Source organism: Moraxella pluranimalium (genome assembly GCF_002014825.1).
Lineage (GTDB): Bacteria > Pseudomonadota > Gammaproteobacteria > Pseudomonadales > Moraxellaceae > Moraxella > Moraxella pluranimalium.
In genome coordinates, this window is record NZ_MUYU01000006.1 from 18,349 (window position 1) to 32,199 (window position 13,851).

Below are 13,851 nucleotides of genomic sequence, written 5' to 3' on the forward strand. Positions count from 1 at the left end.
TATTTTGCTATTGATAAATGCAGGGTGTGCCAATACATTTGTGTAATATTTTTCTATTTTATGATTTGGCAAGCCCAAGACAGCCATAGGGGGCTGATAATGACTCAAACAACTAACCCAACCACCAAGCTCTCCATCCTAAACCTAGTACCCGTCCGCCAAGGTCAGACCAATAAAGATGCCATCGATAGCATGATTGCACTTGCCAAGTTTGCCGAGCAGGCAGGCTATCATCGCTACTGGATCGCCGAGCATCATAACACCCGCTCACTAGTGAGCTCAGCAACCCAAGTACTCATCGGTCATACGCTGTCGCAGACCGATCGCATCCGTGTCGGCAGTGGCGGGGTGATGCTACCCAATCACAGTCCGCTGATGGTCGCTGAGCAGTACGGGACGCTTGCGACGATGTACCCAGATCGTGTGGATTTGGGGCTTGGGCGAGCGCCAGGCACCGACCCTAAGACTGCAGCGGCGCTCAGACGCCATGCGCATGATATTTCGCATCAGTTTCCGCAGGATATTGCTGATTTGCAGCGGTATTTTGGTGATGATGCAGTACAGAGTGATGTCAAGGCGATCCCTGCCATCGGCACCCAAGTCCCGCTGTATATCCTAGGCTCGAGTACCGACAGTGCGTATTTGGCAGCCAAGCTTGGGCTGCCTTATGCCTTTGCCAGTCACTTTGCGCCATCGCTGATGCCCGAAGCATTGCATATTTATCGCACTCACTTTGTGCCATCGGATGTGCTGGATGAGCCTTATGTCATCATCGGCTGTAATGCCATCGTCGCTGACAGCGATCAGCACGCTGAATATCTGGCGACGACACAGCAGCAGTCGTTTTTGAATGTCGTGCGTGGTCGGGGTCAGCCGATGCAGCCGCCGGTCGATGACATGAATGCCATTTGGCTACCGCACGAAAAAGCTGCCGTGATGCACATGACTGCCTGCTCATTCATCGGTGGTCGTGATACCGTGAAGGCTCAGCTGCAGGCATTCCAATCACGCTATCAAGCCGATGAGCTGATGGTGATGAGCCATATTTTTGATGAAAACTTACAACAAAACAGCTATCAGATGCTGTATGATATCGTCCAAGATCTCAATCAGACTGCCAAAGCTGATTTGAGTAGTTAATGTTAAATTTTTAATAATTTAATAAATTTAAAAAAATAACCCAAATGATTTTTATAAATCTTTTATGATTAATTAAAAAGAGAAACACTATGCCAAGCTTTCGCCATCTACACACGCCATTTCGCATCAAAAATTTAACACTCAAAAACCGCATCGTCATGCCACCGATGTGCCAATACCAAGCCACAGACGGTATGCCCAACGACTGGCATTATGTGCATTATGTCAGCCGAGCTATCGGTGGTGTGGGCTTGATTATCGTTGAGATGACCAATGTTGCGCCCAATGGCCGCATCTCGCCACGCTGTCTTGGACTTTGGAATGATGAGCAAGCCGACGCATTCAAGCGTATCGTCGATGGCGTACACGCCCAAGGTGCCAAAATCGGTATCCAAATCGCCCACGCAGGGCGTAAGGCGCAAGACTGCCCTGATGCCGTTGCCCCTAGCGCCATCCACTATGGCAAGCTTGACTATGAAGGGCAAAACCTAATCACGCCAAAGGCAATAAGCGTGCAGGAGATTGATGATACCATCGCTGCTTTTGCCGAATCTACTCGTCGTGCGGTGGCGGCAGGCTTTGATGTGATTGAGCTACATGGCGCGCATGGCTATTTGATTCATCAATTTAGCTCGCCTAAGTCTAATGTGCGTGATGATGAATATGGTCAAGATAAATTCTTATTTGGCGAAAAAGTCATCCAAGCGGTCAAAGCTGTGATGCCTGCTGATATGCCACTCATCATCCGTATCAGCGCCCAAGAATACGGCGAAAATGGCTATGATAGCGACTATGGCGTACAGATGGCACAGCGCTTTGCTAAAGCAGGCGTGGATATGATTCATGTCAGCGGTGGCGGTGATGGCGTGTTGGCTCAGGGTCATCACCCAGCCTTTGGCGCAGGGTATCAAGTGGGCTTGGCGGATAAAATCAAAAAAGCCACCGATTTGCCCGTCATCGCTGTGGGTATGCTTGATGATGCGCTGGTCGCTGATTTTGTGCTAGAATCGCAACAAGCTGACCTAGTCGCCATCGGTCGTGGACTGCTCAGAGACCCACATTGGTGGCTAAACGCTCAGCAGAAGTTGGGGCTAACAGCACAACAAATGCAAGACTTGCCACCGTCATATGCTCGGGGGTATTGAGCATAGTCGGATAATCAAACCCTATTCCCAAAACTTACCAATATCACGGCAGGTTTTGGGAATTTTATGACTTTTGGTAATCCTTAGTGGCATACTCGGAATTTTTTGGTATAATAGTCTTTAAAAAACTAAAATGATACTGCGTAGGCTCGCCTTGCTGTACTATTTTGTACTATCTACGGCTCGCCGCCTAGTCTCATTTTGTTTTTTAAGCGACTATATAATATTTTCCCAATATTTCTCATACTTTTTAAAAGAATCACACAGGCAGCCGATGATGAGCCAAACCGCCAATCAACCTACTTCGCCAACCAAAAAAGCCGAACTGCTTTGCCCGGCAGGGACATTCAAGAATATGCAATACGCCTTTGCCTATGGCGCAGATGCCGTCTATGCAGGGCAGGCGCGTTATAGCTTGCGTGTGCGTAATAATGACTTTGATGAAGACAATCTGCGTCGTGGCATCGAGTATGCACACAGTCTTGGCAAGCAGTTTTATGTGGTGGTCAATATCCAAGCGCATAATGCCAAGCTTAAGACCTTTATCGAAGACATCCGCCCTGTGATTGAGATGAAGCCTGATGCGCTCATCATGTCGGATGCAGGCATGATTATGATGGTGCGTGAAGCATTCCCCGAGCAGGCGATTCATCTGTCAGTGCAAGCCAATGCGGTGAACTGGGCGACGGTGAAATTTTGGAAACAAATGGGCGTCAGCCGTGTCATCGTCAGCCGTGAGCTGTCGATGAAAGAGATTGAGCAAATCATCGCCGAAGTCCCTGATATGGAAATCGAAGTATTCGTGCATGGTGCGCTGTGCATGGCGTATTCAGGTCGCTGTCTGCTGTCAGGCTATATCAATAAACGAGATGCCAATCAAGGCACTTGCACCAATGCCTGCCGTTGGTCGTACAACACCTACAAAGCCACCGAGAACGAAACCGGCGACATCGTCCCTGTGACCCAGAGTACAGACACCGCACAAGTCTTTGTCCCAAATCAAACAAACGACAGCAACGCCATCGGCACAATCAACCTAAACGGCGATATGGTGATGGGTGATGACTATGTCGAAAAGCCATCGGATGAAGTGGTGCTCATCGAAGAAGAAGGTCGCCCGGGCGAGCTGATGGCGATGTACGAAGATGAGCATGGTACTTATATCATGAACTCTAAGGACTTGCGTGCGGTGGAGCTTGTGCCTGATTTGGTCAATATGGGTGTACATTCGCTCAAAATCGAAGGGCGTACCAAGTCGCACTACTATGTGGCACGCACCGCCCAAGTCTATCGCCGTGCGATTGATGATGCAGTGGCAGGCAAGCCATTTGACACCAGTCTCATCACAGCACTGGATGGGCTTGCCAATCGTGGCTATACCGAAGGATTCTTGCGCCGTCATGTCCATAGCGACTACCAAAACTATGAATACGGCTCATCCAAGACCGATCATCAGCAGTTCGTCGCCGAAGTCTCTGCCATCAGTGATGAGCGACTCACCCTAGAAGTCAAAAACAAACTGATGGTCGGCGACACCATCGAAATCATGACCCCGCAAGGCAATATCACCTATACACTCGATCAGATGTGGAACAAAAAAGGCGAGCCGATCGATGGCGCACTAGGCTCGGGTTGGATCTGCCAAATCACCAATCCATTCAAAGATATGGATCATGAAGTGCTAAAATTCGCCCTAATCATGAAACAGGTTAATGAGCCGATTTATACATGAGTGATGAAAATAAGGTAGTTGAGATACTGCCTTATTTTATTGAAAATCAAAAATGATTTCTGGTATTGCACTTTGGATGCGGTTTAGTATGTCGTAGCGAAGAATGTCGTCATCCATGCCATTGCAATAGATTTCTATTTGATGAGCATTCAGATGGTCAAATTGAAATAGATAACGAATTTCTACATCTATTTCTTGATTTGTTAGGATGGTGAATTGCCATTCTTGTTGCTCAAAATCAATTGTGCTTAAAAAACTATTCGTCATTAAATCTTGTAGCTTTTTAAAATTTGATAACTTGATGATTAGCATCATTGGCGTACCTTGCGATAGCGACCGCGTCCCAAAAATTCAATCATGCCTTTATCCCTTAAAAATTGTAACTGTTGTCGAATTTTGTCTTTAATATGAGCGTTATTAGGATATTTTAACGCCAATTCATGCTCAAAAGCATACATTTGTTTTAATGAAAACTCATCGTCTGCAATTCTATCAAGACAATTCATAGTTGTTAAAAGCCAGCCTTTGCTGTCTGATTTCATTTCACGCAAATAGAAATTTTTCTTCCACTGTTCTATCACTTTGTCTTGGTTAATAACTTGACCGTGTTCAATGATGCTGATTTTACCATTACTAGGCAGTGCGCTAGTATTTATAGAACACATGATGTAATTGGGGCGATTGGGAATACCTTTTTGTCGTGGAATGATGATATCGGCGGTGAAAAAGTGTTTGGGAACAATGATTAAGTTATTGACTTTGTATTCTTTTTTGTCGTAGCTTAAAAAGAAAAAGCTTGGGTTGGTGTCAGATGTAATGCGCTCAAGCATGGTGCGGTATGCACCATCAGCAATACTATTTCCTAGACTTTTGCCATTTTTACTTTTTAATTCGTATTGCTCTTGGCATGATGTGCAGAAAAAATCACCCACAGGGTTGTTGTTGTCAAATTGAGAAACAGGAAATTGACCACAACAAGGGCAGTAAACATTGTTGGCAAGCCAATCTTCTGTTAATATACGAATAATTTGCGAGTTATTTTGATAATCTTTTGCCAAGTCTTTATTGAAATACAAGTTCATTGATAAAACAACCCATTAAGCATTGAAGAATAAATTGTTATGCCAAATTTTCAAATTGAAATTGTCGAGATGTTGAGTACTGTCATTGATATTCAGGCGGAAAACCTAGATGAGGCGCTATATCTTGCCGAAAAAAAGTATCATGATGAAGAGGTGGTTTTGACAGAAGCTCATCACATGACAACTGATTTTAGGGATTATAACAAAGTCAAAAATGATTTAACATACACATCTAGCACTTATTATTCGGATGAATGATTTATCACTCGCCAAAAGACGATTTCTTGCCATCAATGATGAAAGTAAAATAATTATGAAACAAAAAATCCGTGAGCAAATTAGTTTGATATAATAGTGTTTTATTTGATTACCTTAAAACCCAATGGCACTAAAAATCACCACCGACTGTATCAACTGCGACATCTGCGAACCAGAATGTCCCAACGATGCCATCAGCTACGACCAAAAAGGTCAAAAAACCTATGTCATCAATCCCGACCTATGCACCGAGTGCGTGGGCTTTTATGACGAGCCGACTTGCGATAAGGTCTGCCCGATTGACTGTATCATCAAAGACCCCGAGCGTGTCGAGTCACCCGATGAGCTGATGACCAAATATAAAACCATTTGGAATAAATAAACTTATTCACCTGACACCAATCACCAAATCCGCCTGTGAATCACTGTATCACAGGCTTTTTTTGTGTCTTATCGATAGCCAAATATCAATCTTAATACATCTATAAATACAAATAATTCCCATTTATTTTAGCAAATAGCACTAATTATCATTTACAACTAAGAATTATTCTGCTAAAATTCATTTCCGTAGCGTAACTGATATCACACAAGCATTGCTGCTTTTTGGGTTTTGTAGCGGTGTGTCATGTTATCGTGATGGTTTTTTTTGGCTACGGGACTATTTTTTGAGGGTAATATGAAACGATTTGTAAAATTGCCACTAAGTTTGGCTGTAATGAGTGCGCTGGCGACATCGGCATTTGCCAATGAGCAGGCGGTAGAGCCAACGGTGGTGCTAGAAGGCGACACGATTGTCATCGACCGTCAAGGTACAAAAGTTAAGACCAATGTCGTGACCGAAGAAGAAAAGGACGAAAGCACGGCGACTGATTTGCGTGGTCTATTGACCGAAGAGCCAGCTATTGATTTTGGTGGCGGTAATGGCGCATCGCAGTTTTGGACGATTCGTGGTATGGGTCAAAACTCAATTGATGTCAAAATTGACAATGCTTATTCGGATGCCCAAGTGCTGTATCACCAAGGCAGATTTACACTGGATCCAAGTCTAGTAAAAATCGTCAGTGTCCAAAAAGGTTCAGGATCGGCATCAGCAGGTATCGGTGCGACCAATGGTGCGATCATCGCCAAGACCATCGATGCAAAAGATTTGCTAAAAAATAGCGATAAGAACTATGGCGTAAAAATCAACGCAGGATACAGCAGTAATGATGAATATTCGTATGGCTTGACAGCATTTGGTCGGACGGATAATTTTGACCTATTAATCAGTGGTAACCGTGTCAATCAAGAAAACTATAAGCCAGGCAAAGGTTATGTTAGCCCTTATGATGGCTCAGATAAGGTGGCATTTAGTGCGCTTGATAAGGTCAGTTATCTTGCCAAAGCAGGTCTAAATGTGGGCGACCATCGTTTTGTGTTAAGTCATTTTAAAGAAACCAACAAAGGCACTCGCAATATCCGTGAAGAGTTCGACTATTTTGCTGGTCAAGATCCGCAGTATCGTGAGCTGTCTTTAGAAAATACCAACCTTGAGTGGAAAGCGGATAATATCGGCTTTGATACCGCCGTCGATGCCAATGTGTATTTGATGAAAAATGAGCGCCTGTCAGGCGATGATTCACAGAGCAACTATGGCGGTCGCTTGGCGGGCGAGAACAAAACCGAAGTTGAAACTCGTGGTGCGAACCTAAACTTCACCACCGATGCTAATGATACAACGACATTAAAATACGGTGTCAATTATCGCCATCAACAAACCACGCCGAACCAATACGGTGCAGGTGTGACTGACCAAGAAAAAACCGACACAGGCGTGTATCTTGAAGCCATCGGCGAAATTGGCAATGTAACAGCAACAGCAGGCGTGCGCTATGATCATTTTGATTTCTTGGCGATGGATGGTAAAAAAGTGTCACATGACTCAATCAATCCAAGCGTTGGTTTGATTTGGCAGCCAACCAGTACGCTAAGTTTCAATGCCAACTATTATCAAGCGACTCGCAGTCCCCGCATGGTAGATGCTTTGCTGTCGCATGGCTTGCGTGGTGTGGTGTCGATTGCAGACAATGTTAAGCCAGAAACTGCCAAAAATACCGAAGTTGGCTTTAACTACAATAACGGTAATCTATCGGTGAGCGGTAGTTATTTTTGGCAGCGTATTGATGATTTGCTAAACTCAGGCTCAATCGCTCGTCATGGCACAGGTGCGACGCTATATGACCGCGGTATCGATAATGTCGGCTATGCCAAAAACCATGGCTATGAAGTGAATGCTGCTTATCGTTTGGGTGGCTTGACTGCTCGTGTCGGTGTCGCCGAAAGCAATCCAGAGTTTTATAGCACCCCAGATGATGCAGGTAATCTACCAAGCTTTGCGACATCATCATACGCTGCACGAGTGGGTCGAATTTGGACGGCGGGTCTAGCATATCGCTTTGCTAAGCCAAATCTTGAAATCGGTGTCAATCATCGCCTAGCCGAAGATGCACAAGGCTCAAGTGCATGGATGGTGCATCAAGGCACCGCTGCTCGCCAAAACAACATCTATGCAGAGCGTCCAGGCTACAATGTCACCGATGTTTATGCCAACTGGAAGCCATTGAATAATGATATGTTGAATGTTAATTTTGGCATCAATAACATCACCGATGAGCTGTATCGCTCACATAGCCAAGGCGCTGGTGCTAACAGCTTGCCAGGCGTCGGCCGTGAATACCGTGTGGGTGTGAATTATACCTTTTGATTGACATCATCGGATAATCCTTTCTCCACCTAAAACGCCCAAGTAGATATGCCTACTTGGGCGTTTTTCTGTATAATTAAGAAATGAATCAGAAGTTGAAATTAAGTGTGTCTAATGATGATACAGCTTATCATACACTGAATCTTAGACTGATTGGCGGATAAAGGTGCTGACTTGCCTGCTTAGAATCTGCCATAGCTTGGCTTGTGCGCCAAGACTACCCCAAGCGTTATGCGGGGTGAATAGCACTCGTGGATGGTCTTTGATGCCAAGCAGGGCATCATCATTGGCAAATGGTTCATCATCAAAGACATCGGACGCATAGCCAAGAATTTGCTGTTGATTGAGTGCCTTGACGATGCTATCACCATCCACCACCGCACCACGAGCGACATTGACGATCAGTGGTCGCTTGGTCATCTTGGCAATGGTGTTATCATTGATCAGTCGCAAGGTATCATCGGTCAAAGGGCAATGCAGGCTGATGATATCACTGTCAGCGAGCACGGTGTCAAAGTCGGTATAATCAGCATTGCGTGGCGATTTGCCTTGTCGTTCGGCGTATAGCACAGTCATGCCAAAGACACGAGCAATCTCACCGACGCGGCGACCAATATTGCCACTGCCAATGATGCCAAGTGTACGACCTGCCAAGTCATAAATCGGCTCATCAAGCAAACAAAACCGTCCATCGGCTTGCCATGTACCATCGGTGGCAACACGATGATAATGATTGAGCGCACGCATGGCAGACAGCATCAGCCCAAAGGTATGCTCGGGCACGCTTGCCACCGAGTAGCCGGCGACATTATACAGCTGTACGTCATGCTCATCGCAGGCTGTCTTGTCCACATTATTCATACCTGTGGCGGTCAGTTGAATAAGCTTGAGTTTGGGCAAAGCACTGATGACATCACGAGTGATAAGCACTTTGTTGGTGATGATGATATCAGCGTCTTGACAGCGTTCGATGATGGTGGCGGTGTCGTTTGGCGTGGCATCATAGATTTGATAATCGCTGATGCCATCAGGGGTGAGCAAGCTAACTTGTGCCGAAAACGTGGCTCGATCCAAAAATACAGCTTTCATGGTTTATCCTTATCATACAAAATCTACAGATGGGTGTGATGGCATTGTAGCATATTTTGGTGAATAAGCCATGAATGGATAAAGGGTTGAAAAATTGCCCAAGCGTACAAATTTTAGCCATCAACTAAAGAAAAATAATGCGAAAATCGCCAAACTCAAGTAAAATATAAGGTTTGGTGTTTTATAACAAAATTCGTCCAGTTGCGAAAAAACAATAAGAGCAAGTCAATGAGTGAAAATTTTGCCATCGGTCAGCGTTATTTATCAGACAGTGAAACCAGTCTAGGGCTTGGCGTTGTCATCAATGTTGATGAACGCTGTGTGCACATCTTATTCCCCCAAAGCGAAGAAACCCGAGTCTATGCCAAGGCATCTGCTTTGCTGTCTCGTGTGGTGTTTTCGGTGGGTGATGACATTACCGACCAAGATGGCAATCAGTTCACCATCGAGCGTTGTGAAGACATCGCAGGCGTGATGCGTTATCATCTGACCTGTGGCAAGAGCCTGATGGAGACTCGTTTGGCGGCAAATATCACGCTTGCCAAGCCACTTGAGCGACTGCTCGCTGGTCGTATCGAAGGGGCGGATTGGTATGAGCTACGCCAAGATGCCTTGCGTATCAATGCGATGCTAAGCCGTCATCCTTTGCGTGGCTTGATCGGTGCTCGTGTGGATATCATCAAGCATCAGCTGTATATTGCTCATGAAGTCGGTAAGCGTCTATCGCCACGAGTGCTGTTGGCAGATGAAGTGGGTCTGGGTAAGACCATTGAAGCAGGACTCATTATGCATCAGCAGATTTTGACCGGTAAGGTTGATCGAGTGCTTGTGCTTGTGCCTGATAGCTTGCAGTATCAATGGATGATTGAACTTAAGCGCCGTTTTAATTTGGATTTTGCGCTGTTTGACTTGGTGCGTACTGCATCCATTAAGGAACATAACCCTGAGCAGAATGTGTTTTTGACCGAGCAATTTATCATTGCCGGTATTGATTTATTACTTGACCATCATGACCTGTATGAGCAGGCTTATGCCGCAGGTTTTGATTTGCTGGTCGTGGATGAAGCGCATCATTTGCACTGGGATAGCGAGCAAGGCGGTAATGATAAATATGAGATGGTGGCGGATTTTGCTGCCAATATCGCAGGCGTGCTACTACTGACAGCGACACCAGAGCAGCTTGGCGTGGAGAGTCATTTTGCTCGCCTAAGACTGCTTGATCCGCATCGCTTTGATGATTTGGATGATTTTATCGCTGCCCAAGATGCCTTTGCGGATGTGGCGATGGTGGCGACACTGCTGATTGATGGTCAAGAATTATCCGAAAAGCAAATCCGTGCCGTAGCAGGGTTGCTTGGCTTTGATGAACCTGAGCTTGCTGATATCAATGCCAATGAGCGACTACGCACTCATGTGATTAATGAGCTACTGGATCGTCATGGTACGGGTCGTGTGCTGTTTCGCAATACCCGTGATAGCGTTCAAGGTTTCCACGGGCGCATGAGTATCCCTTATCCATTGCCACTGCCTGATGCATGGAAAGGTACGCACTATACCGATGGCAAACTGCGTGAACAGCTGTGGGGCGAAGAAAATCACCCTGATGGCTCATGGCTTGAGACTGACCCTAGAGTATCATGGCTGATTGGGCTATTACGCCAAGAGCTGAAGCACAAAAAGGTACTGCTGATTGCTCGCAGTGGGGCGACGATTGAGAGTCTGGAAGCGGTGCTACGCTTGCACGCGGGTATCAAGACGGCGATTTTTACCGAGCAGATGAGCCTACTTGAGCGAGATCAAGCGGCGGCGTATTTTGCTGATGATGCGGGGGCGCAGATTTTGTTGTGCTCGGAGATTGGTTCAGAAGGGCGTAATTTTCAGTTTGCCCAAGATTTGGTGCTGTTTGATTTGCCTGCCAATCCAGATACGCTTGAGCAGCGCATCGGACGACTTGACCGTATCGGTCAAACTGCCCAAATCCGCCTGCACGTGCCTTTTGTCATGGGGACTGCCCAAGAGCGTCTGTACAACTGGTATGATGGTGCATTGAACATTTTCCATCAAATCAGCCCAACCGCCCAATCTGTCCAAGAAGCCTATATCGCCACACTCAAGCCACTGCTTGAAGGTGGCGAGAGCGAAGAGAACCGCACAGCGCTGATTGAGCTGATTGCCGAAGCTGCCATCTATCGTGGAGAGCTTGAGGCTGAGCTACAAGCAGGGCGAGATCGCTTGCTTGAGTATAATTCATGCCGTCCAAATGTCGCCACACGCATTGAGACCGCCATGCATGAGCTTGATAACAACAAGCTATTACCTGTGTTCCTAGATCGCTATCTGACTGCAGTCGGTATGGATTATAGCGTTCAGCGTGATGGCTCGTGGATTATCCATCCTGTCGATGCATCCGAAGTGGATATTGAAGGCATTGAGAGCCTACCGATTGATGAAGATGGCATGACTTTGACCTTTAGCCGTCAGCAGGCATTGGCTCGTGAAGACATGGAATACATGACTTATGAGCATCCGCTGGTGCAGGCGGTGCTTGAGATGGTGCTGTCAGGGACTTTTGGTAATACCCAAGTTGCCCTGCTCAAATCATCTGCCTTGCCAAAAGGTATGCTGCTCATCGAAAGTCAGTATCGTATTGAAGCCATCGCTGCCAAGTCATTGAATTTATCCGCTTATTTACCGCAGCAGAGCCTAAGAGTGTTCCTAAGCGAGCGTGGTGATGACTTGACCAAAGTCGCCACCACCGACAAGATTATGCCGCTGATTGACCGCCTTGACAAGCCAAGAGCACGCCAAGTGACCAAAGCTCGTGCCGCCATCATCGATGCCCGTGCCCAAGATGCCAAAGCCCGTGCCACAGCTCAGCTTGATGAGATTAGTGCGCAGGCGATGAGTGCCTTTGGGGAGTATATGGATAAAGAAATCGGGCGTCTGACCCGCTTACAAGCCATCAACCCCAATGTGCGTGATGATGAGATTATCGCACTCACCAAGCGCAAAGAACAAGGTCTATCGGCACTTGCCAATCTATCGCTCGTGCCTGATAGTATCCGAGTGCTGGTGGTGGTCTCGCCTGAATAACGCATTGCGCCGCTGCCACGCTCATTGTGGTATTGATGAATAAAACGGATTGATATGTCATTTGCCAAAGTACATACTCGCTCGGTCATCGGGCTTAATGCCCCGCAGGTCGAAGTCGAAGTGCATTTATCTCAAGGCTTGCCTGCTTTGACCATTGTCGGCTTGCCCGAAGCAGCGGTGCGTGAGAGTAAGGACCGTGTGCGTTCAGCACTCATTAACTCAGGCTTTGAGTTTCCCAATCGGCGCTTGACGATTAATCTTGCACCGGCGGATTTGCCAAAAGATGGCTCACGATTGGATTTGCCGATTGCCTTAGGGATTTTGGCGGCCAGTGGGCAGATTGATGATAAGATACTCGATGGCTTTGAGTTTATTGGCGAATTGGCATTAAATGGTGAGCTGCGTGCCATCACAGGTGCACTGTCTGTGGCTCGTGCGATTAAAAATATGCCTGATACTAGACAGCTGATTGTGCCGACCGCTAATGCCATCGAAGCTGCCAAAGTCGGCGGTATCACCGTGCTATCAGCAGATACGCTAGCGTCGGTCTGTCGCCACCTAGATGTGGTATGCGGTGTCAATCGCAATCAAGCGGATTTATTGTCCATTGCGCCCACCCCTGAATGTGGTGAAGTCGTCAGCTATCAGCAGGATTTGGCAGATGTCAAAGGTCAGCACCATGCCAGACGAGCACTTGAGATTGCCGCAGCAGGCGGACATTCGCTATTATTCAAAGGCACACCCGGTTCGGGCAAGACCATGATGGCATCTCGCTTGCCAAGCATCCTACCGCCACTCACCGACGCCGAAGCACTCGAAGTGGCGAGTATTTATTCCATCGCAGGCGTGGAATATCGTTTTGGCGAGCGACCTTATCGTCAAGTCCACCATACGATATCATCAGCGGCATTGGTTGGTGGGGGTTCAAAACCTAAGCCGGGCGAGATTTCTCTAGCCCACAAAGGCGCAGTTTTCTTGGATGAACTACCTGAATTTGATAGAAAAACTTTAGAAACTTTACGACAACCAATTGAATCTAAAGAAATTATCATATCAAGAGCCAATTCTCAAGTGGCATTTCCTGCCGATTTTCAGCTGATTGCAGCGATGAACCCTTGTCCTTGCGGTTATCATGGCGACTCATCGAACCGCTGTGTTTGCCGTCCCGAGCAGGTCAAAAAATACCAAGAACGGCTTTCAGGGCCGCTGCTTGACCGTATTGATTTGCACATCACAGTGCCGGCATTGCCGATTGATGATTTACAAAATGCCCCAACAGGCGAGCCATCGAGCGTCGTGCGTGAGCGAGTCATCAAGGCACGGCAGATTGCCATCGCTCGTCAAGGCAAGGCAAACTATGAGCTGACACCGAGCGAGCTTGATGGCGTTGCCAAGCTTGGCGAGCACGAACAGCAGATGCTCAAGCTAGCGAGCGCACGGCTTAATCTGTCAGCACGCAGTTATCATCGCATCTTGCGTGTGGCTCGCACCATTGCTGATTTGGCGGGGGCTGACATGATTGGCAGTGCACATCTTGCCGAAGCGCTAAGCTATCGATAGTAGTAT

General features: G+C 46.8%; 11 protein-coding genes. 8 read left to right on the top strand and 3 right to left on the bottom strand.

All coding sequences use genetic code 11. The features are described from left to right. The first annotated feature begins 99 nt into the window (after positions 1-99). The 3 genes from B0680_RS01275 to trhP all read left to right on the top strand — a co-directional run bounded on the left by B0680_RS01275 (position 100) and on the right by trhP (position 4,017). The gene (locus B0680_RS01275) at positions 100-1,140 is read left to right on the top strand and encodes an LLM class flavin-dependent oxidoreductase (protein WP_078253248.1); all 1,041 of its coding nucleotides are present in this window, start codon (positions 100-102) and stop codon (positions 1,138-1,140) included. Between the two features lie 89 nt (positions 1,141-1,229). Next, positions 1,230-2,285: an NADH:flavin oxidoreductase/NADH oxidase gene (locus B0680_RS01280; protein WP_078253249.1), complete on the top strand. Its 1,056-nt coding sequence runs from the start codon at positions 1,230-1,232 to the stop codon at positions 2,283-2,285. A 277-nt stretch (positions 2,286-2,562) separates the two neighbouring features. Further along, the gene (gene trhP / locus B0680_RS01285; protein WP_078253250.1) at positions 2,563-4,017 is read left to right on the top strand and encodes a prephenate-dependent tRNA uridine(34) hydroxylase TrhP; all 1,455 of its coding nucleotides are present in this window, start codon (positions 2,563-2,565) and stop codon (positions 4,015-4,017) included. A 36-nt stretch (positions 4,018-4,053) separates the two neighbouring features. On the opposite strand, the gene B0680_RS01290 is transcribed toward trhP, so the two are convergent. Continuing rightward, complete coding sequence (locus B0680_RS01290; RefSeq protein WP_078253251.1) at positions 4,054-4,332, bottom strand: hypothetical protein; 279 nt, start codon at positions 4,330-4,332, stop codon at positions 4,054-4,056. Continuing rightward, entirely contained in the window at positions 4,329-5,099 is a 771-nt protein-coding gene (locus B0680_RS01295) for a DpnI domain-containing protein (RefSeq protein ID WP_078253252.1), read from the bottom strand. The genes B0680_RS01290 and B0680_RS01295 overlap by 4 nt, the downstream gene beginning before the upstream one ends. Before the next feature lie 39 nt (positions 5,100-5,138). Here B0680_RS01295 and B0680_RS01300 point away from each other — a divergent pair, with 39 nt between their 5' ends. The 3 genes from B0680_RS01300 to B0680_RS01310 all read left to right on the top strand — a co-directional run bounded on the left by B0680_RS01300 (position 5,139) and on the right by B0680_RS01310 (position 8,103). Then, positions 5,139-5,357, top strand: a complete 219-nt coding sequence (locus B0680_RS01300; protein WP_078253253.1) for a DpnD/PcfM family protein — start codon at positions 5,139-5,141, stop codon at positions 5,355-5,357. A gap of 124 nt (positions 5,358-5,481) precedes the next feature. Next, complete coding sequence (locus tag B0680_RS01305) at positions 5,482-5,739, top strand: YfhL family 4Fe-4S dicluster ferredoxin (protein ID WP_078253254.1); 258 nt, start codon at positions 5,482-5,484, stop codon at positions 5,737-5,739. Between the two features lie 297 nt (positions 5,740-6,036). Continuing rightward, positions 6,037-8,103: a TonB-dependent siderophore receptor gene (locus B0680_RS01310; protein WP_078253255.1), complete on the top strand. Its 2,067-nt coding sequence runs from the start codon at positions 6,037-6,039 to the stop codon at positions 8,101-8,103. Positions 8,104-8,247: 144 nt separating this feature from the next. Here the strand turns inward: B0680_RS01310 and B0680_RS01315 are convergent, their stop codons facing one another. After that, positions 8,248-9,192: a D-2-hydroxyacid dehydrogenase gene (locus B0680_RS01315; protein WP_078253256.1), complete on the bottom strand. Its 945-nt coding sequence runs from the start codon at positions 9,190-9,192 to the stop codon at positions 8,248-8,250. 228 nt (positions 9,193-9,420) lie between these two features. Between B0680_RS01315 and rapA the strand changes: the two genes are divergently transcribed. Both rapA and B0680_RS01325 read left to right on the top strand, forming a co-directional pair. After that, entirely contained in the window at positions 9,421-12,285 is a 2,865-nt protein-coding gene (gene rapA, locus B0680_RS01320) for an RNA polymerase-associated protein RapA (protein WP_078253257.1), read from the top strand. A 54-nt stretch (positions 12,286-12,339) separates the two neighbouring features. Then, entirely contained in the window at positions 12,340-13,845 is a 1,506-nt protein-coding gene (locus B0680_RS01325) for a YifB family Mg chelatase-like AAA ATPase (protein ID WP_078253258.1), read from the top strand. Positions 13,846-13,851 lie beyond the last annotated feature (6 nt).

Bases quoted from the DNA above. Each gene is read 5' to 3' on its own strand.
- B0680_RS01275 (WP_078253248.1), top strand. From the start codon at position 100: ATGACTCAAACAACTAACCCAACCACCAAGCTCTCCATCCTAAACCTA.
- B0680_RS01280 (WP_078253249.1), top strand. From the start codon at position 1,230: ATGCCAAGCTTTCGCCATCTACACACGCCATTTCGCATCAAAAATTTA.
- trhP (WP_078253250.1), top strand. From the start codon at position 2,563: ATGAGCCAAACCGCCAATCAACCTACTTCGCCAACCAAAAAAGCCGAA.
- B0680_RS01290 (WP_078253251.1), bottom strand. From the start codon at position 4,332: ATGATGCTAATCATCAAGTTATCAAATTTTAAAAAGCTACAAGATTTA.
- B0680_RS01295 (WP_078253252.1), bottom strand. From the start codon at position 5,099: ATGAACTTGTATTTCAATAAAGACTTGGCAAAAGATTATCAAAATAAC.
- B0680_RS01300 (WP_078253253.1), top strand. From the start codon at position 5,139: ATGCCAAATTTTCAAATTGAAATTGTCGAGATGTTGAGTACTGTCATT.
- B0680_RS01305 (WP_078253254.1), top strand. From the start codon at position 5,482: ATGGCACTAAAAATCACCACCGACTGTATCAACTGCGACATCTGCGAA.
- B0680_RS01310 (WP_078253255.1), top strand. From the start codon at position 6,037: ATGAAACGATTTGTAAAATTGCCACTAAGTTTGGCTGTAATGAGTGCG.
- B0680_RS01315 (WP_078253256.1), bottom strand. From the start codon at position 9,192: ATGAAAGCTGTATTTTTGGATCGAGCCACGTTTTCGGCACAAGTTAGC.
- rapA (WP_078253257.1), top strand. From the start codon at position 9,421: ATGAGTGAAAATTTTGCCATCGGTCAGCGTTATTTATCAGACAGTGAA.
- B0680_RS01325 (WP_078253258.1), top strand. From the start codon at position 12,340: ATGTCATTTGCCAAAGTACATACTCGCTCGGTCATCGGGCTTAATGCC.